This is a genomic window from Rossellomorea sp. GQ25 (assembly GCF_059758515.1).
In genome coordinates this window covers 297,704-317,784 of sequence record NZ_JCAXEQ010000004.1, presented here as the reverse complement: position 1 = coordinate 317,784, position 20,081 = coordinate 297,704, and the positions used below count along the sequence as shown (strand labels likewise).

17 protein-coding genes and 2 pseudogenes are annotated in these 20,081 nt (G+C 37.1%); 16 read left to right on the top strand and 3 right to left on the bottom strand.

What is annotated here, in order from left to right:
* The first annotated feature begins 339 nt into the window (after positions 1-339).
* Complete coding sequence (locus AC6CIB_RS14950) at positions 340-627, top strand: hypothetical protein (RefSeq protein WP_498281923.1); 288 nt, start codon at positions 340-342, stop codon at positions 625-627.
* 27 nt (positions 628-654) lie between these two features.
* On the opposite strand, the gene AC6CIB_RS14945 is transcribed toward AC6CIB_RS14950, so the two are convergent.
* Positions 655-2,223 carry an alkaline phosphatase family protein gene (locus tag AC6CIB_RS14945; RefSeq protein WP_498281921.1) on the bottom strand — a complete coding sequence of 523 codons (1,569 nt, stop codon included), beginning with the start codon at positions 2,221-2,223 and terminating at the stop codon, positions 655-657.
* A gap of 709 nt (positions 2,224-2,932) precedes the next feature.
* On the opposite strand from AC6CIB_RS14945, the gene AC6CIB_RS14940 reads away from it, so the two are divergent.
* The 4 genes from AC6CIB_RS14940 (at position 2,933) to AC6CIB_RS14925 (ending at position 4,926) form a co-directional block, all read left to right on the top strand.
* Positions 2,933-3,259: an antibiotic biosynthesis monooxygenase family protein gene (locus AC6CIB_RS14940; protein WP_498281919.1), complete on the top strand. Its 327-nt coding sequence runs from the start codon at positions 2,933-2,935 to the stop codon at positions 3,257-3,259.
* A gap of 185 nt (positions 3,260-3,444) precedes the next feature.
* Complete coding sequence (locus AC6CIB_RS14935) at positions 3,445-3,903, top strand: 2-thiouracil desulfurase family protein (RefSeq protein ID WP_498281917.1); 459 nt, start codon at positions 3,445-3,447, stop codon at positions 3,901-3,903.
* 157 nt (positions 3,904-4,060) lie between these two features.
* Complete coding sequence (locus AC6CIB_RS14930) at positions 4,061-4,513, top strand: GNAT family N-acetyltransferase (protein ID WP_498281915.1); 453 nt, start codon at positions 4,061-4,063, stop codon at positions 4,511-4,513.
* Between the two features lie 245 nt (positions 4,514-4,758).
* Complete coding sequence (locus AC6CIB_RS14925; protein WP_498282181.1) at positions 4,759-4,926, top strand: YjcN family protein; 168 nt, start codon at positions 4,759-4,761, stop codon at positions 4,924-4,926.
* Between the two features lie 227 nt (positions 4,927-5,153).
* Here AC6CIB_RS14925 and AC6CIB_RS14920 read toward each other — a convergent pair whose 3' ends face one another.
* Positions 5,154-5,624 (bottom strand): DinB family protein, encoded by a 471-nt coding sequence (locus AC6CIB_RS14920; protein ID WP_498281913.1) that lies wholly within the window; start codon positions 5,622-5,624, stop codon positions 5,154-5,156.
* A 360-nt stretch (positions 5,625-5,984) separates the two neighbouring features.
* Here AC6CIB_RS14920 and AC6CIB_RS14915 point away from each other — a divergent pair.
* Positions 5,985-6,229: pseudogene (locus AC6CIB_RS14915) on the top strand (cysteine hydrolase family protein); the annotation flags it as partial.
* 39 nt (positions 6,230-6,268) lie between these two features.
* Here AC6CIB_RS14915 and AC6CIB_RS14910 read toward each other — a convergent pair.
* Positions 6,269-7,053 (bottom strand): annotated as a pseudogene (locus tag AC6CIB_RS14910) (DUF3231 family protein); the annotation flags it as partial.
* A 1,156-nt stretch (positions 7,054-8,209) separates the two neighbouring features.
* Between AC6CIB_RS14910 and AC6CIB_RS14905 the strand changes: the two are divergent.
* From AC6CIB_RS14905 to polA, 10 genes are all read left to right on the top strand, one after another.
* Positions 8,210-8,527, top strand: coding sequence for a hypothetical protein (locus AC6CIB_RS14905; protein WP_498281911.1), 318 nt, complete (start codon positions 8,210-8,212; stop codon positions 8,525-8,527).
* 101 nt (positions 8,528-8,628) lie between these two features.
* A complete protein-coding gene (locus AC6CIB_RS14900) occupies positions 8,629-8,925 on the top strand; it encodes an antibiotic biosynthesis monooxygenase family protein (protein WP_498281909.1) in 297 nt (98 codons plus the stop codon).
* Between the two features lie 619 nt (positions 8,926-9,544).
* Entirely contained in the window at positions 9,545-10,324 is a 780-nt protein-coding gene (locus AC6CIB_RS14895) for an STAS domain-containing protein (protein ID WP_498281907.1), read from the top strand.
* A 365-nt stretch (positions 10,325-10,689) separates the two neighbouring features.
* On the top strand, positions 10,690-10,989 hold the full coding sequence (locus AC6CIB_RS14890) for a DUF4181 domain-containing protein (protein WP_498281905.1): 300 nt from the start codon (positions 10,690-10,692) through the stop codon (positions 10,987-10,989).
* A 313-nt stretch (positions 10,990-11,302) separates the two neighbouring features.
* Entirely contained in the window at positions 11,303-11,779 is a 477-nt protein-coding gene (locus tag AC6CIB_RS14885) for a MaoC family dehydratase (RefSeq protein WP_498281903.1), read from the top strand.
* A gap of 402 nt (positions 11,780-12,181) precedes the next feature.
* On the top strand, positions 12,182-12,901 hold the full coding sequence (locus AC6CIB_RS14880; protein WP_498281901.1) for a response regulator transcription factor: 720 nt from the start codon (positions 12,182-12,184) through the stop codon (positions 12,899-12,901).
* On the top strand, positions 12,898-14,697 hold the full coding sequence (gene pnpS, locus AC6CIB_RS14875) for a two-component system histidine kinase PnpS (protein ID WP_498281899.1): 1,800 nt from the start codon (positions 12,898-12,900) through the stop codon (positions 14,695-14,697). Before AC6CIB_RS14880 ends, pnpS begins: the two co-directional genes overlap by 4 nt.
* A gap of 366 nt (positions 14,698-15,063) precedes the next feature.
* Positions 15,064-16,026, top strand: coding sequence for an FtsH protease activity modulator HflK (gene hflK, locus AC6CIB_RS14870; protein ID WP_498281897.1), 963 nt, complete (start codon positions 15,064-15,066; stop codon positions 16,024-16,026).
* Positions 16,019-16,954, top strand: a complete 936-nt coding sequence (gene hflC, locus AC6CIB_RS14865; protein ID WP_498281895.1) for a protease modulator HflC — start codon at positions 16,019-16,021, stop codon at positions 16,952-16,954. The genes hflK and hflC overlap by 8 nt, the downstream gene beginning before the upstream one ends.
* A 489-nt stretch (positions 16,955-17,443) precedes the next feature.
* The gene (gene polA, locus AC6CIB_RS14860; protein WP_498281893.1) at positions 17,444-20,074 is read left to right on the top strand and encodes a DNA polymerase I; all 2,631 of its coding nucleotides are present in this window, start codon (positions 17,444-17,446) and stop codon (positions 20,072-20,074) included.
* Positions 20,075-20,081: the final 7 nt, after the last annotated feature.

The following is a 20,081-nucleotide window of genomic DNA, read 5'->3' as shown; positions in this document are numbered from 1 at the left end:
GAGTCAATTTACCTTTTAGAACTACCTATCGGAAATGTTGGCTATTATATAACCATGTCGAGGGAAGCTTGACACATACAAACGGTTACTTCATTTGAGCCCGACTATTTTTCGTGCCTGGAAGGGGACCGCTATCGTATCCAACCCGTTGAGAAGGAAGGGGAAATCCTGAAGGCGCTGGAGGTTTATTTTAAAAACCGGTGAATGATGTTATGCAGATAATAAGGTGGAACCTGTCTCCCTTTAATGTTTTACCAGTCATAATGCCAGTGACTAGACAGATAATAAATTTGAAAGTCAAAGTAGAACTTTCTTAATCTAAACGAAGAGGTGTTTTGTTTGAATAAATTATTATCGCTTTTCAATAGAAGAAGGAGATCTTCTTTCTTAAATATGTTTGGCCGAAAAAGAGCTAACAGAAAAATGGTTTGGGGATCGGTTTTGAGCCTTGCCATGAGTGTTGCTGCCTATGGTCTGAACAGAAGGAGCATGAACAGCAACATTGGACGTACGTTTCAGAATCTAGTGAATACTAATCCTTTAAGAGGAGCCAAGCCAAACCTGGCAGCAATCAACGAATTTGCGAATGAAATAGCTCCTGACAAGAATCAAATGCAGAATGAATAGTAGAAAGCCCACTCAGGTGGGCTTTCTTTATCTTTGGATAATCTCAATAATCCAGTCTTTTAAATCAACGATTCTTAAGTTTTCAATGCTTTTATTTGTTCCTGACACTATGAGTGGAACCGTTGAATCTGCCTTGTGCATCGAGCCATGGGCACCTCCGCCGGAATGCTCCGGTGAACTTTCTCCTATGAATTCAAATCCTGGTTTGGCATCCGTGATAAGAAAGCTGCCCTTTTGTGATTCTGCTGCTCCATATAGCCTTGCTAAAGCATCGGGGTAATTTCCAAAGCTGATTGTATTCTCTTTAATTTTCATATCGAGGATATCACTGTTTCCTTTTACGGACCATGACTGATGATATTGGTCCTTATAGGGACCTCCTGGTTGAAATGACAGTTCCCCTTGATGATCAGGGGAAATTACTTTAATACCTTCGTTGTCCTTCCATGCTATCCAAGAAATACGTGACTCTTTTTGTAATTTTTTCGCCATTTGCCGTAGCTGAATGTCCTCTTTAAGAATATAAAGATACGCCATCCGTTCATTAGCGGTGATAACAATTTCGTCTTTCGCCCGGACATCTTCGCCTAGCTCTAATATATTGTATTCAGAGAGTTCTTTTCTAAGGTCTATGAGAGCTTCTTTTTTATTTGATTTCACTATGGACTGGTTGCTGTCACCCATAATAACCCACACTATGTTAGCGAGTGCATCGTTCCAATCAGGGAAGCTATTCAGAACGTTTTGGAGCTGTTTATCCGCATCTTCTATTCCCTTAATCGCGGAAGGACCTTTTCTGTGTACAGTATAATCATTTTCCGGTAAATACAGGATTGTAAAGGAAGGTAAAGTGTTATTCTTAAGAAGGTATATCAACTCCTCTGCTGCAAAAGAATCATTCAGGCCAATTCGATTGACGATATGATGGTTTTCCTGATTCTCTCTTGAAAACAATCCTAATGACAGCGTTTCAGGGCCCCTGGTTTGTATTTCATCAGGCAGGTTGGTCACTGCCGAAATGAAGGCCGGGACCTTCAGGGTATGAGGATAATTTCCACGGTAAATCAAAGCGTTTATAGAAGCAGTCTTTAAGCCTGCATTGTCCAGGTCTTCGTGTATGGTTTTTACATTGCTGCTCAAGTCTTGATTGTTATAGGCATAAAGACCGTTCCTTGCAAAATCGGAAACACCCAGCTTTAAGATTTCAAAAAATCCATTTCCATAGGTAATGATTCGTTTTTCTTTATCATCAAACCAGACAAGCCCTGGAATTTTATGCTGATCTGGATAAGTACCTGTAATTAAAGAACTGTCTATCGTGACCGACATTGTCGGATACGAACTGACCAGATCAGTGCTGTAATGGCCGTTCTTTTTTAAAAATTCCAGGGCGGGAGCTTTACCGTCCTCAATTGCCTTGTTCAGCGATTTATCCATTAATGAGTCAATAACGAGGAGAATCACTTTCGGATGGGACTGGCTGTCGGTTTGCAGAGGGAACGGTATCTTGGTATCCAGGGGCGAGACCTGGCTGCTGCCAGTACACCCGATAGCAAAAATAAGAAAAGAAAAAATTACAAATAAACGTTTTATCATGACTTCATCCCCAGTAATGGTTTGATTTCCTTACCTTTTAGTATGAACAGATGAATTAAATTAATGAGTTATATAAATTAAAGGGAGGATACGGTTCTATGGTTATTGAAAAAAGTTTTAAAAGAATCAAAAATAATTCCAGATATTCTTGACGATTTTGACCGTTATCAATAGACATCGGTTGTCATAAGGGAAAAGTCCGGCCGTTATGAAAAAGAAGCTGATCCATTTACCTTACTGAAGATCGGATAGCTGATCTTCAGCTTTTCCTTTATTCCATAAACGGACAGTTTTATGGAAAAAGGAGGAACTAAATAAATCACAAAATGTTACAATTGTGTTAGAGGTGAAATGAACAATTTAGATTAAGGAGGATTTTTGTGGAGAGGACTTTAGTAAAAACTGCTATATATTCCTTTATTACTTCTTTCTCATTGATGATAGTTCTGATACAAAGGGTTAGAAGTACAACAGATGTTAATGGAATGGTTTAGTCAGAGGAAACTCCTTATCCAGAGTTTTTCTTTATGATTTTAAAATACTGAATAATTATTACATTCATAATGGTCATATTTATATTTCTGTACAAAAAATATAAAAGGTAGATGATTATCATTAGGGAGGCGATTGTTCTATATGAGCAATCGCATCTTGTGTTAAAGGGGAAGCTCATTTCTATATAAAACAAACTTACAGGGGGAACTACAATATGAATGGGATTGCAAAAACTCCTCAGCCGCCGTATTATGCAGTAATATTTACTTCACAGCGAACGGAAGGTGACAGAGGTTATGGGAAAATGGCAGAAAAAATGGTGGAGTTAGCCTCCCAACAGAAGGGATTCTTAGGTATAGAAAGTGCAAGCGATAATGAGTTGGGAATGACTGTTTCTTACTGGGACTCTTTAGATGCAATAAAGAGTTGGAAGGGAAATTCGACCCATAGAGTTGCACAAGACAGAGGTAAAACAGAGTGGTACAAAAAATACGCATTAAGAGTTTGTAAAATAGAGAGAGACCATTTTTTCGAAATGTAATTTATATATTTTACTTCTTCCGCATAGGGCCCCGTTTATTGAATTACGCGTCTTTTCGTTTATCGGGCCATATCCTTGTATAAGAGAAGGAAATAGTAGAAAGTGCATCGAAGCTCTAAGTTATTCAATTAACAGGGAGTTAGTTGTACAAGGTCATTAGGTGATATTATATTGAGGTGTTATCAATGATATTAGTGAGTTCTTGTTTAGCAGGTTTGGAAGTAAGATATAACGGTACGCATAGTTTAGATCATAAGATCAGTAAACTAATAGAAGAGAATAAGGCAATACCTGTATGCCCGGAATTGCTTGGTGGATTTTTAACCCCCAGAGAACCTGCTGAAATATTTGGTGGTAACGGGGAAGATGTATTGGATGGGAAAGCTAAAGTAGTCGAGAAGTCAGGTAGAGACGTTACGGAACTGTACATAAAAGGGGCTTATGCTACTTTAAAAAAGGCCAAAGAGGTTAATGCAAATGTAGTTGTTCTTAAAGAGTATAGCCCATCGTGTGGAAGTTCAATGATTTATAATGGTGAATTTAAAAGTAAGAAAATGGTTGGAAATGGAGTCACAACTGCTTTACTCAAAAGAAACGGATTACAAGTAATTTCAGAAGAACAGTTTTCCAATAATCTCTGTTGAGTTAAATCGAGTTATTTTCCATTAAAGGGCGCAAGAATTGAACAACAATGGACTATTTCAGTGGTCTATTGTTGACGGAATTAGCGATTATTAATCAAGGGTACTATTACCATTTTATAATAATATGAAACATAATCTAATTAAATGAGGGACAGATTTGATTAAAAAAATTGATATTACTAATCCAAATTTTGCTGAAGAAGTTTTAAACGTTCAAATCCCTTCTTATAAGGTAGAGGCAGAAATAATTGACTTTTATGAAATACCACCATTAAAAGATACTGTTGAAACGTTGCAACAATGTGGGGAAACTTTCTTTGGTTATTACTTAAATGAAGTGTTATGCGGAGCTATTTCAATAAAAGTTGAAAAAGATGAAATGGACATACATCGGTTAATAGTGCATCCCAAATATTTTAGAAAAGGTATTGCCGAGATGTTATTGGATTTCATTGAAAGTAATTCAGAAGGTATTGAAACAATAATAGTGTCCACGGGTTCCAAAAATACACCAGCAGTAAATTTCTATGAAAAAAACGGATTCTCAAAAATAGGAGAAACTAGAGTAAATGAACGTTTATCTCTAACTTCCTTTAAAAAGAAAATTTAAACTAGAAGTTAGTATGATCTTCAACAAACGGGCGCAAGAGTTGAAGAAAGGGGGTTGCTGCGGCAATCCCTTATTTCTTATTCAACAAACGAGGCAGGTTAACGGTATAAAAGTGGAGAAAGGAGACATAAATTTGAAAAAGAAAAAAAGACTTTTAATAGTCGCTTGCTGGCATTATTAGTGATAATAATATTTCCGCCTATGTTAGCACCCTTGGTACACGATAATGATTCGCCAAGGTCTGCATAAGAGAAGCAATTTTCAAAGACGGACATCCATTTCAAAGTTTCTTTGCTTTAATAATTAAGGATGACTATAAAGATAAAGACTACGGACAGCTATACAATGTATATTGGTTTAACTACGATAGTCCTACTGGAGACACGGCAACAATTGTTATACAAAAAAGATAGAAAGTGAAAAATATGAAGTCTCTTGTGGCACACGTCCATAATAAATTAGTTCAACTTCTTCAACTATCGGGGGCAATAGCTGAAGATCAGCCAGATGGTCTCCAGCCTTTTCTTTATTCAATTATTAGGCAGGTTTTTTGAATAATAAAAACTCTAGTGATAGGTCACATTTGACTTATGTAGCGTCATAAAGAAAGAGTCTCAAATAAATTAAGACTCTTTTAACATCAATCCCAAATGTCAGCTCTCTCTACACCAGCTGATCTTAAGTAATCAAGAAGTTGCCCTGAATGTATGGATTCGTGATAAGCAATTCTTAAGAGCATATCTCCAAGCTCTCTTATGTAGCCGACATTAGAACGGTCAATCTTAATCCTAGATAAATCATCTTCGCTAAAGGTGCGGATCGTATCAATAAAGTCACCTCTTAATGTTTTGGCAAATTCAATCTCATCTTGTGGAGACAATAATGGACGATTTTGGAACGGTGACTCAAAGTTCGGAACGCTACCCTGGTTCTTTATAGCAAGGTGGTAATAGTGCTCAGACTCTAGAACATGCCTTATCATTTCCAAGCAAGTCATAGCATTAACGTCTGGTCGCCAGTTATAGGCTTCTACAGGTATTGATTCCCATACTTTCATACTTCGTCTTCTAACTTCGTTCAAATTTAAAATTAATAAATCGATTGAATTCAAATTTCTCCCTCCTCTGCAAACATCATATCAGAACGAGTGTTTGTTTTGAAGTAGGGAAGTAATTAAGACGTATTACGTTTTGGAGCGAACACTAAAAGGAAATGTACGATGATAAACTTCAATAAAGATTATATTTGCAGCTATAGAGGGCTTATCCGGAACAGGATATGCTTTTTTTGTGAATTTTTTTATTGAGAAAGTCGAGATATTTGAAATAATTGGTATTAAGGTGATTCCCGAATGAAGTAATATTTTTTATAAGGTATTTAGCTATAAAGTGCAAAAGTTAAGCCTTCTTTATCAAGAAGATATAGTGGAATTAAGTGTTGGTCTAGGACTGGATATAGAGGAGGAAGTACCGTGAATAAAAACAGTGCATTGGTTATAGTGGATGTTCAGAAATTGATGACCCAAAATGGGGAGAACGAAATAATTTAGATGCAGAAGAGAATATTAGTAAGATACTAAAGGTTTGGAGGGATAAGGGAAGGAAAGTCATTCACATTCAACACAAGTCAGATAATCCGAATTCTGTATTTTATCCCGACAATAAAGGTTTCAGCATAAAAGAATTGGTTAGTCCTCTTGAAGAAGAAGTGGTTATGATAGTTTTGTGCAGCTTGAAACAAGAAACCGATATGTTACATCATTAACTTATCGGAAAAAGGAGAGTCCGTAGAAGTTGTCACTTCTGTTTCCAAAGATTTCGGAACTGGTAATTTATCTGTTTGCATTATTTTTGTAAATGTTTTTATTTGACCATCAGCCGTGTTCTGGGAATCCGTTAAGAACTTTCTTACTTCTTTTATTTGAGCGACTTGACTGAATGCGATAGAAAGGGTTTTAGCCATAATGCTTTTTTAAGGTTGAAAGAAATACTAATGATTTCTGTCGCTGCTAATTTTCTACCTTTTCCGAAAAATTCATCTGTGAAATCTTGGCTGGAAATAAATTCAGGGTTTTTAGCTGGATAAAATAAAGGGTCTCTCTGAAAACTTCCCTTCTCAAGCAATAACTCAATTGTTTGATGATACATCTTTTTTGCATCGTTATCGCAGGAATCGTAAAAATCCCTTAAATCTTTTCTAACAGAAACAGCTAATGAAGTGCTGTGCCCTAACTAACCATGTAATGTCATAATATGTAAATAATTCAGGCGAAATATATCAGTGAACAATCTCTGTTTACCTTTAAAAAGGTCAGATTCAGTAAATCCAATTGGAACTGGAAACCCCTCGTTCTCAATAAAAGTTACTATTTGTTTCTTTTGTTTCCCAAACGTCTTAATAGCATCCTTAAAAATAGCACTAATTGACTCGTCCTCAATAATGGAGACCATATATCTATTTACAATATCAACGGCTGTTCCATACTCTCCCCAAAGTGTTCCTATTTCGGAAGATGTGAGTTTTAATTTATTCTCGTCCACATTATCACCTCATGGATATTATTCACCAATTCAGCAAGTAGTAAGAATTTCTGTGAGAAATAAGAGAACGTTTCGCTTAATTTTCTAAGAAGAACCTTATGAAGAAGAGTGAGAATCACTAGAAAGGCGAATTCACTAAAGAAGGCAAGCACAATTCTATGCTCACCTTTCTACAACAATGCAAATTAGATCATACTTGTGAAATTCTCGATGCTTAAGTCAAAGATGGTATTCTTAACAAAGATGTTAATCTGGAAGTTATACTACTAATTAAGAATGCTGCTTTAATACCCATAATAATTATGGTTGATAATAAGCTCAAAAGAATATTCAAAGTATATCCCTCCACATTAAAGTTTAGTGTTAAATGATAACACTAAGGTTGTTGTTATTCTGAGAAGTAAATTTATTCATTGGAACACCTAATCATAAAGTGGTTTTATTTCAATCATAGATTAATACAAATAAAAAAGAGAAACAGCTTGTTGAACTAAAGGGTTGCGTTAGCTTAACAAGCCAAATTAAAAAGTCGGTTCTTTTACAGGAATTCGACTTTTTTAGGTTGAAATTTGCTTAGCGTATAATATCCGTTTTGTCGGCAGGACTCCATATCAAACAGATATTTCTAGTTCAACTATAGGGGGCGATTGTTGAAGAACAATGATTAATTTTCTTTATGTAATTATGAAATATCGAACAAAATTTTTACCTTCGACTTCTGTATTCTAATGAATTTTGAAATAATTTATGTTTTTATTCCATTTATAAAAGCGTATAATTCTAAGAAATTATGAAAAATCACATCTCAAATTGAAAGTTTCTTTTGTTTTATATTATGAATAATCCATATTTTTATAGTTATTGGAATATAACTCCTGCTAAAATGAGATTATGACAGGGAGGAGATTACATGAGTAAAAATAAATTTCCTGAAGACTTCAAAATACCATTAGAGAAATTAAAAGGGGTAACCTAGTGATAAGATTCCTAATTTTAATAACCACAACAAATTAGGCTATATTTCAAAATTGAATAAAGATTTTAAGATGGGGGAAGCTTTTAGGTCATTTATTGATACGCAGGAAAGATTTAAAGAATTTGCAAACAGTCTAGTAGATAGTGGCATTATTCGTAATACCAAACTGTAGATATTTTCTTGAAATCTACCATATTTAAATCATATATACCTATAATTTCGCATTTAAAATTAATAGATTCTATGATCTCTCTTAAAGAAATAGCAACGTTAAAGCTACAAATCTCTTCATTGTCACCATTTCCAAGTGTCAAATTATATCAAGACATTTTTGATTCTTTAGACCGAGAAGATATAGAACAACTAGAATACCTTGCAGAAGACGAAGAAGAAATTATTTGCAAGGTAGAATTAATTGAAGAAGAGCAAAGTGAGGATATTAAAATAATAAATCCTTCTTTCTTTGCTGCCGCGATTAATATATTAATATTCATATAAATATGACTGACAGCAAGATTAATGAAAGGATTATTAATCATAAAAAGAAGATATAGAGTGAAAATATTCATTCTATAATTAGACACAGAGGGGTAGATTTTATGATATTAGAAGGTGTCATGCTTCAAGTTAAAAAAGGTATGGAACAGGAATATGAAGAAGCTTTTCGTAAGGCATCTAAAATTATTTCATCGATGAAGGGCTATATATCCCACGAACTACAGCGTTGTATGGAAGATGAGGGGAAATATTTATTATTAGTAAGGTGGGAAACTTTAGAAGATCATACAGTGGGATTTAGACAATCACACGAATATCAAGAATGGAAACATCAACTCCATCATTTTTATGACCCATTCCCGACAGTTGAACACTTTCAAAAAGTTGATCTTTCGTAAAAGTTTTACTTTTCACCTTTTAATGTTTTACGTTTCTTTCTTTAACTATTAAATCTTCGATCAGGGGCTATAGCTGAAGATCAGGCAGTTGGTCTTCAGTTTTTCCTTTCTTCCATTAAAGGTTAATGGAAGAAAGGTAGATTGAGCTTAATGGCAATATTAAGGTAGCAAAGTTTTATATTGAAAGGATTATAAATATGAAAAGGCTAAAATATTTATCAATTTTTATGAGTTGTTATTTTATACTTTCATTTATCTATAGTGTATTTATTAGCAAGGAGGAAGTGATTCCTTTTATTCAAATAATTAACGCAGGTACTTTTGGTTTTCTAGCTAATGTAGTGCATCAAAAAACCAAAAGTGTTCGTCATAAAGTTGTTTTTTTATAAATAGGAATTATATAATTAGTAACGAGGCCTATCCAGGAGCTAGAACAGGATAAGCCTTTTCTTTTAATATTTTTTGAGCAAGCTAATCAGTTTTGGGAATAATTGGTATTAAGTTTAAGGGCAGGTTAGTTGAAGAGGATTATAATAAAAACCCTGAATGTGGATATAAAAGTAGTTTTCCTTGTATACAACGATAAAATGAATTACCCTTTATTTAAGGAGTGAAAATAATGAGTGAGAATATTGAAGGCATTAATTACAAAGAAGTAATTGAATATGCTCTGGATCCGCTAATTGTCCATTCGCAGCTGAAGATAATATATATAAATGAAGCAGCAGAAAAATTTTTTCGAGCTTCAAGAGACGAGGTAATGGGAGCCAGTCCTTTAGATATCTTTAAAGATACCTCTAAACCCGCAATAACCAAAAGAATATCGGGGGCATATAGTAAACCAGCAGAGGTTATTGAGGAAACTATATATAGAATGGATGGAACTCCAGTTGATGTTGAGTTATATTGTCACCCTATTAAGATAGGGGAAACAAGAGCCATCCAAACTTATGTAAAAGACATCACAGAGAGAAAACAACAAGAAAAAGCACAATATGAAATGAATATGCAAATAAATGAGTTAGCGTCCAAAATTGTCCCCCTTTTAGAAGGCATTGCTGTTCTACCTTTGTTAGGCGAAATAAATCAGGATAGGGCTGAACAACTCTTAGAATTAGTACCGGTCAATGTTCAAGAGCAAGGGGTTAGCCGTTTGATTATAGATTGTTCAGGAATTTATAAAATTGATAATTTAGTTATTGACTCCCTTTTCAAAATTAACACTGTACTAAAATTACTTGGGGTAAAGTGCATTCTAACTGGGGTAAGGCCCCAAATAGCTGTAGAAGCAGTTAAACTTGGCATTAACTTAAATAACATAATTACTTTTTCTAATGTTAAGGATGCCTTATACTTTCTGGGAGTAAATAGTAAAACAGATATATCTTGCCAAAAATAGCGGGCTTGTTAATCCAGAAAGGATTAGCGGCCTTTTTTATTTTAGTTCTTATTGAGCTAACGGGGCAGGTTTATTAAATAGCAAACAGTATTTTTGAACTGGAAATAATAATTCATAGGGCTTATTGTTCCTTCAAGACGTGCATTAAAATAATCAAGTGCGTTCATATTTTATAACCTCCTGTTTTTTATATAGCGACTCCCAAACTTTAACAAGAAAATCTTTAAGTAATTGTCTTTCTTGCTGATTTAAAGGGGCTAAAACCTCTGATTCAATATTGGTTAAGAATTCCCAGCGCGAATCCAATACATCTTTACCTTTTTCAGTAATTTTAATTTCTTAAAATAGAGAAAGTAATAAAAGAATTGTTTTCCTATAATCATATAAACCAGTTACATCGTAAAGTCGATAAATGGATAAAAAATATATCTGTAATCACTCTAATCATTCTACTTTATGTTTTAGTGTTTTATTATGAAGATTTAACCTACCTATTTTCAATTGCAGTAGTCTTTTTTCTCCTATTGGAATATGCGGTTAGAGGATACTTTGAGTGGAAGTATTCAGAATACCCGAAACAAGCTATCTTAACTTTAACTGAAATGATTCTACTTATAATAGCAATTATAATTGTGATTAGGTTTCATTTACTTGGTTCTTATTAAAGTACCGGAGGCAATTGTGGAATAACACACGTGGAAATGATCTTTTATACTGGCTCTTTTCGCAAAGATTGTTGTTTTGTAACATAAGATCTGCCAGGAGCCTGTCAACAAGCACCAAACTCATTGCGCAGAGCATAACGGCAGATTCAGTAGCAAAATAGTTAACGAAAAGATCCTCCAAAAAATAAACATCCCATGCGTAAAAACTCTTTGTATGGAAACCCTATAAATGTTAAAATATTAATAGACAGATAATAAAAACAATTTTTATTATTTAAAATTGTAATCGTTTACATACGCGGAGGTGCTTCTTATGTTATTAGGGAAAAAGAGAAAACTGGGAAGAAAAATCGAAGAAATGACGATTGGTGAAAAGCTGACCCTTACAGAAAAAATAGAAGATAACGAACTGCTTCTTTACTTAGGGCTCACAAATGATGCCAATCCATTATACATCCAGCATGATTATGCTTCTCAAACGCCATTCAAAAAGCCGATTGTTCCTTCAATCATGTTAACAGGCATCATCACATCTGCCGTTTCTAAATATCTACCCGGTCCGGGCTCTCATATAGTAGAGCAAAACATTGAATTCCCTAAACCGGTCTATCATTACGCTACAGTACAATTCTTGTTTGAAGTGACGGAAGTGGATCCTAATACTCATTTGGTAACCATCGATGTAACAGCTACTAATGAAGAGGCTGAGAAAGTCATCAACGGTACCATCAAGGTATGTCCTCCTCACAGATTAGAGAAAATGAACAGCCATGCATTAGAAAACTTCTAAACACGAGAAGGAGCTATGACACCCATAGCTCTTTTTTTATGCGAGAAATGATTAGGTTGTTTTCTAAGAGTTTGTTGCTTTTAGAACCATTTTACTAGTAGTTCTGTTCACCACTCCTTACAATCAAGCGGTATGCTAATTGAACAGAGCAAAAGCACTCACATTGAATCAATTAGCAACAAAGTTACCGAGAACAGCCAATATAAAAATGCCTGTATCGTACATCATAATAAAAATGAAGGAAAGTATATAATAACCAATAATCCTGCTTCAAAAAAACTAAAAAGTATTAAATCTCTCTAAATGATGGTAAGCTTCAAGATTTATATTATAATGAAAGTACAATTACATAATAACGTTTGGATGTTGGGGTTAATTTTCTTTTGTATGGAGGCACAACAAATGAGCAAAAAAATCTTGGTAGTCGATGATGAACAGTCTATTGCAACACTCTTAAAGTACAATCTTGAGCAATCCGGTTATTCCGTTACAACGGCACATGATGGTGAAGAAGGAAGGGATAAAGCGATTGAGCAATCCCCGGACTTAATTATTCTTGACCTCATGCTTCCTTCCATGGATGGAATCGAAGTGTGTAAAGAACTGCGACAAAGGAAGATTAATATCCCTATTCTTATGTTAACGGCTAAGGATGACGAGTTTGATAAAGTTCTCGGATTGGAGCTGGGGGCAGACGACTATATGACAAAGCCGTTCAGTCCACGTGAAGTGGTTGCGAGGGTCAAGGCTATTCTAAGACGCAGTCAAGCCATTCAGGAAGCGGCGGAACCATCTTCCATTGAACCGACAGAATACAAGGAAGTGGGAGAATTAAAGGTTTATCCGGAACAGTATGAAGCTTATTTCCAAGGTGATTTACTTGAATTGACACCTAAGGAATTCGAACTTCTTTTATACTTAACAGACAATAAAGGCAGGGTCTTAACGAGAGACCAGCTGTTAAGCGCGGTATGGAATTATGATTTTGCCGGAGATACCAGAATAGTAGATGTTCATATCAGTCATTTACGGGAAAAAATAGAATCCAACACGAAAAAGCCAACCTATATTAAAACCATCCGTGGTCTTGGATATAAATTGGAGGGGCCTAAAAATCGATGACCAAGTTTAGAACAAAACTTCTTTTTGCTCTAATCACCTTGATCATTGCTGTATTAATAGGACTTGGTTTACTTTTAGGTCAGATTTTCAAGAATTTCTATCTGGATACATTTAATTCTCGGATTCAAAAAGAGGCAAGGTTACTGGCCAGTTCCATTGAAGAAAACGGGACACCGAAAGAAATCAATCCAGACATGATCAAAGAATTGAGTGACATATTGGATGTGAGGATTACGATTCTTGATAAATCAGGAAGTGTAGTCCATGATACGGAAACCTCGGAATCACTGGTTGGTCCTCAGCAAAAAAGGATCATAAGTGAAATTCAAAAGAATTGGGATGTAAAGCAAAAACATAGAAAACTCGTGACTTCAGGTGTGGAGTACAGGTATTACTGGTACCCGCTTAAGGGCGGGAACAACCAGTTAAATGGACTGCTTATCATGAGTACCGAGGTAGAAGCCTTTGAGAAAGGAATACAGCAAATTTGGTTTGTGCTATCTATTTCTTTAGGTCTTGCGTTAATTCTCATTATCATTTTGGGATCGAGAATTACGGTGAGGTATACAAAGCCCATTGAATCGGCAACGAATGTGGCAATGGAGCTCGCCAAAGGGAATTATCGGGCGAGGACATACGAAGACCGCCTGGATGAAACAAGTATGTTAAGTACCTCCATTAACATACTCGCCCGTAATCTGCAGGAAATGGTGAATTCCCAGGAAATGCAGCAGGATCGCTTAACGACGCTGATTGAAAACATGGGGAGTGCCCTTCTATTAATTGATCATCGCGGGTTTGTTGTATTGACGAACCGGACGTTCAGGGACTTTTTTAATCTGAAAGAAAGCCAACTGAAAAAAGTAAGATACCATGAGGTCATTCACTATCAGGAAGTGAATAAGCTTGTAGAAGAAATCTTCATGACAGAGGAACGGTTAAGAAAGCAGATCCTTCTTCCTCATAAAATAGAAAGAAAGCATTATGAAGTATATGGGGCCCCTATCATCGGTCATAACGATGAGTGGAAAGGGATTGTTGTGGTATTCCATGACATCACGGAGCTCAAAAAGCTCGAGCAAATGAGAAAAGACTTTGTAGCGAATGTCTCTCATGAGTTGAAAACACCGATCACATCCATTAAAGGTTTCTCGGAGACACTATTGGATGGTGCGATGAATGATCCCGATACGTTAAAATCTTTCTTGGATATCATTCTGATGGAAAGCGAACGCCTGCAATCCCTTATACAAGATTTATTGGAATTGTCCAAGATTGAAAAACAGGGGTTCGAGCTTTCCCTGCAGGAAGTAGAGATTGCCGGTTTAATTGAAGACGTGATTCCGATATTGAAAGAAAAAGCCAAGTCAAAAGATATTTCCCTTCAAACGTCCTTTGAGTCAAGGGGCCATGCGGAAGTAGACCCCTACCGATTAAAACAAGTTTTCATTAATCTGGTCAGTAATGCGATTGTATACACTCCAAAGGGCGGGGATGTCTTGATTTCAGTGACGGAAGATAAGGAAATGGTTCATGTGAGCATTAAGGATAACGGGATGGGAATCAGTAAAGAAGAACTTCCACGCATTTTTGAACGATTTTATCGCGTTGACAAAGCAAGAAGCCGTAATTCTGGCGGAACGGGCTTAGGTTTAGCCATTGTGAAGCATATTATCGAAGCCCATGAAGGAAAAATGGAAGTAGACAGTGAAGTGAATGAAGGCACGACGTTCACATTCTCCTTATACAAACAGTCTTCAAGCTATTCGTTGGGTGAAGGGACGAGAAAATCTTAGTGAATTTACAATTATTTTACATTGTATTTACAATAGGTTTAAATCCTATTAATAAAAGGGTGTTACGATACTAAGTGAAACCCCTTCATCCAAGGTGTTAAGAAAAGGCGAGAACTAACCCCGTTCTCGTCTTTTCGCTTTTTTATTTTGAAAGCGTTATCTCCAGCATGAATGCTGGAGTGGGTCAAAACTTCACTTGCCAGCTGACTTGGTGCATTCAGGTAGGGATCACCCTCCTCCAGCCCATTTAATGAAACTCCCTCTTTTTGTCACCTTCTCTTAATATTCTTGAAACCTTTTTGTAGTAAGTCCGTATATCTTAGTAGGTGATTAATAAGATATAGAGATAGAAAAGGGAGGGCGCATATGAGTTTAAAACGAATTTACATGGTGACAGGGATGGTTGTAGCAGCCATTATTTTAATTGTTGTGTTATTGACTTCCTGGTATACCGTTGATGAATCAGAACAAGCACTTGTATTGACATTTGGAGAAGCGGGAGAGCCGGTCGTTGAGCCTGGGCTGCATTTCAAAATGCCATGGCCGATGCAATCAGTGGAAGTCCTGTCTAAAGAAACCTTCAGTCTTCAATTTGGATATGAAGAAAAAGACGGGAAGATTAAGGACTTTCCGAAAGAAACGAAAATGATCACGGGAGATGAGTACATCGTTCTCGCTGATCTTGTGGTTCAATGGAAAATCACAGATCCTGAAACTTACTTATTTAACTCTGACAACCCGAAGGAAATTCTTTATGATGCTACTTCATCTTCTTTAAGAAGCATTATAGGGAGCTCTTTGATAGATGATGCGTTAACGTCGGGAAAAGCTGAAATCGAGGCGGAGGTAAGAGACTTACTAACCACCCTGATTGATGATTACGATATTGGTATTTCCATTCTTGCGGTGAAACTGCAGGATGTCGAGCTGCCGAATGCAGAAGTTCGATCAGCCTTTACAGCCGTGACGGACGCAAGGGAAACGATGAACACGAAAATCAATGAAGCAAAGAAATACCGGAACCAACGATCAAATGAAGCGCAAGGTGAAAAAGATGCGATCATGTCCAGGGCGAAAGGGGATAAGATTGCACGTGTGGAGCAGGCGCGTGGAGATGTAGCCGTATTTGATAAGCTACATAACGAATACAAATCGAATCCTGAGATTACGAGAAAACGACTCGTGTTAGAAACCCTGGAGAATGTTCTTCCGAATGCGGAAATCTACATTATGAAGGATAGTGGAGAAACGTTGAAATACTTCCCAATTCGACAACTTGAAAATCAAAATGGGCCGGTGAAGCAGGAAGGGAGTGAAGAGAATGAGTGATCAAAACGTCTTTGACATCAATCAAAAGAAGAGAGAACCTATCGAATGGAAGCGTTATACAAAAATGGGCATCTTCCTTGTCATTCTCATTGCCGTCCTTCTTCTGCTGTTTACCAGTCTCTTTATGGTCAAAGAAGGAGAATATAAAGTCGTCCGTCAATTCGGGGAAGTAGTCAGAATAGACAAAGAACCCGGTTTGAAATATAAGATCCCGTTCATTCAGTCTGTTACAACCCTTCCGAAGCATCAAATGACATATGATGTGACGGAAGCTGAAATTAATACGAAAGATAAGAAGCGGATGCTCATCGACAACTATGCTGTGTGGCGTATCGAAGATCCTCTTAAAATGATCAAGAATGCAAGGACGGTCATCAACGCAGAGACGAAAATGGAAGAGTTCATCTACTCAGTCGTTCGATCGGAGCTTGGGCAATTAGAATATGATGAAATCATCAATGATGAAAAGTCTTCCCGGGGAAGTTTGAACGATCGGGTGACTGACAAAGTGAACGAGCTTCTTGAACGGGATGGATACGGAATTGTCGTTCAGGATGTCCGCATGAAGCGTACGGATTTACCGGAAGCAAATGAAAACTCTGTCTATACGCGTATGATTTCTGAACGTGAATCAAAGGCTCAGGAATACCTGTCGATGGGGGATGCCGAGAAACAACGAATCACGGCTGAAACAGATCGTGAAGTGAAGGAGCTGCTGGCAAAAGCAGGGGCCGATGCCAATGTAATCAGGGCAGAAGGAGAATCGGAAGCGGCACAAATCTACAACAAATCGTTCTCCAAGGATCCAGGCTTTTATGATCTATATAAAACACTGGAAACATATAAGAAAACAGTGGATGATAAAACGGTTATCATCTTACCATCTGACTCCCCATACGCAAGGCTGTTGATGGGATATACAGAATAAAAGAAGAAACGGTTGAAGATTGAGTAATCTCATTCTTCAACCGTTTTTTTGTTTATCTTAAGTTGGCTATTCATTCGTTTGATTTAACTATATTTGACGACTTTTTAATGAAAAAAAGCTGATTCAGGTTAGAGGAAGTACGATTGACGGGCTAAGTGGGGTGATTTGACGGTTAATTCTTTGAAAAATCATGCTCTCCCCCACTGTTATGATCCGGTTTTGGTTACTTATGACCCGCTTTTCGGATTTATGACCCGTATTCAGCACTTTATGAACCAGAATTCTGATTTATGAACCGCTTTTTCCATTTTATGATCCTTTTGTCGAAAAACCACAAATTTTGATAGAGATGACGTTGATTCAAATTCAAAAAATGAAATCAAAGTCATCTTTTTTCAGTGGACTTAATAAGGTCCCCTTTTTTCCTTTCATTCCCCAACATGATAGAATAAACATATAGAATCAGAAGCCTTTACAGGAGGTACTCACATGTCCAAAAAATTAGTATTGATCGACGGCAATAGTATTGCTTACCGTGCATTCTTCGCACTGCCTTTATTAAATAACGACAAAGGTGTACATACAAACGCAGTATACGGTTTTACCACCATGCTACAAAAAATAGTCGAAGACGAAAAACCATCACATATTTTAGTAGCCTTTGATGCAGGGAAAACGACTTTCAGACATAAGACATTCAAGGAATACAAAGGTGGCAGACAAAAGACTCCACCGGAATTGTCCGAGCAATTTCCATATATCCGCGAGCTTTTGGATGCATACGGAATTAAACGCTATGAAAAAGAAAACTATGAAGCGGATGATATTATCGGAACGCTCTCCCTACAAGCGGAATCTGACGGGTTTGAGGTAAAAGTGTATTCCGGGGATAAGGATTTAACACAGTTAAGCTCGAAGACTACGACGGTGTGTATTACGAGAAAAGGCATAACGGATATCGAAGTGTACACCCCGGAGCACATAAAAGAAAAGTGGGAAATCACACCTGATCGCATCATCGATATGAAAGGCCTGATGGGGGATAGTTCTGATAATATTCCAGGCGTGCCGGGTGTAGGTGAGAAAACGGCGATCAAGCTGCTAAAAGAATTTGATTCCCTTGAAAAGCTGCTTGACTCCATTGACCAGGTCAGCGGGAAAAAATTAAAAGAAAAGCTCGAAGAAAATAAAGAACAAGCGATCATGAGTAAGGAACTCGCGACCATCCTAAGGGAAGCTCCAATTGAGATTGGAGTGGAAGAGCTGAATTATGATGGAATGGATGAAGGTAAACTAAAGGAAGTATACCGGGATCTCGGATTCAACTCACTACTGGAGAAAATGGGTGAAACCACTCAAGAAGAGCCTCAGGAACTGGATGATATCTCCTTTGAGATAGTTGAAACCATCAAAGAAGAACACCTTTCAAATGAAAGCTCATTATACATTGAAATGCTGGAGGAGAATTATCACCTCGGAGAAGTAATCGGGATGAGTCTGCACAATGAGAAAGGCACGATTTTCTTTACGCTTGAGACCGCTTTGAATTCAGAAGCATTTAAGGAATGGGCTGAAAACGAAAGCGCAGCAAAATATGTGTACAACTCGAAGGAAACCGTCGTGGCGCTAAAGAGACAGGGAGTCGACATAAAAGGGATCGAGTTTGATCTGCTGTTAGCATCTTACATTATCAATCCTTCTGAATCGAGTGAAGACTTCGCTACTATCTCAAAAGGACACGGTCAGCCTTCTATCGAATCGGATGAATCGGTATATGGAAAAGGTGCCAAGCAGAAGGTCCCTTCCACTGACATTCTATCAGAGCATCTTGCACGAAAAGCATTCATTCTTCATGAATTGAAGAACACATGTATGGAAGAATTAAAAGAAAACAATCTATATGAATTATTTGCAGAGTTAGAATTACCCCTTGCCCTTATTTTAGCCGAAATGGAATTCACCGGCGTGAAAGTGGATCAAGAGCGTTTGCTCACCATGAAAGAAGAGCTTTCACACCGCCTGGAAGAATTAGAAAAGAACATACATGAACAAGCTGGAGAAAGCTTTAATATTAATTCTCCGAAACAGCTCGGCGTGATTCTTTTTGAAAAGCTGGGTTTACCTGTCGTGAAGAAAACTAAAACTGGTTATTCCACTTCTGCTGACGTACTGGAAAAACTTCAGTCCAAGCATGAAATCATTGATCATATCCTGCATTACCGTCAGCTAGGAAAGTTACAGTCCACATATTTAGAAGGATTATTGAAGGTCGTCCATAAAGATTCGAGTAAAATTCATACACGATTCAACCAAGCACTGACTCAAACAGGCCGTTTAAGCTCGACAGACCCTAATCTTCAAAATATTCCTATCAGGCTTGAAGAAGGAAGAAAAATCCGCCAGGCGTTCATTCCATCTGAAAAAGGCTGGGTTATGTTCGCTGCAGACTACTCTCAAATTGAGCTGCGTGTACTGGCTCATATCGCCAAGGATGAGAAATTAGTTGAAGCTTTCAGAAATGATATGGACATTCATACGAAAACAGCGATGGACGTCTTTGGGGTGGCAAAGGAAGAGGTCACATCCAATATGAGAAGACATGCGAAAGCCGTTAATTTCGGAATCGTATACGGAATTAGTGACTACGGTCTTTCTCAAAGCCTTGATATTACACGAAAAGAAGCAGGGGAATTCATTAAGAAGTACCTTGAAAGCTTCCCTGGTGTAAAAGAATATATGGATGATATCGTACAAGATGCAAAACAGAAGGGCTATGTGACTACTCTGCTTAATCGCCGACGTTACCTGCCGGAAATCACGAGCCGTAATTTTAACTTAAGAAGTTTCGCTGAACGTACAGCGATGAACACGCCAATTCAAGGAAGTGCAGCCGACATCATCAAGAAGGCCATGATTGATATGGCAGCAAGATTAAAAGAAGAAAATCTTCAATCACGATTATTGCTCCAGGTGCATGATGAATTGATCTTTGAAGCGCCTGAAGAAGAAATCGAAGTTTTAAAGAAAATTGTTCCTGAAGTAATGGAGAACGCGATGGAGTTAGAAGTTCCATTAAAGGTCGATTATTCATACGGTCCAACATGGTACGACGCGAAATAGAGTTTGA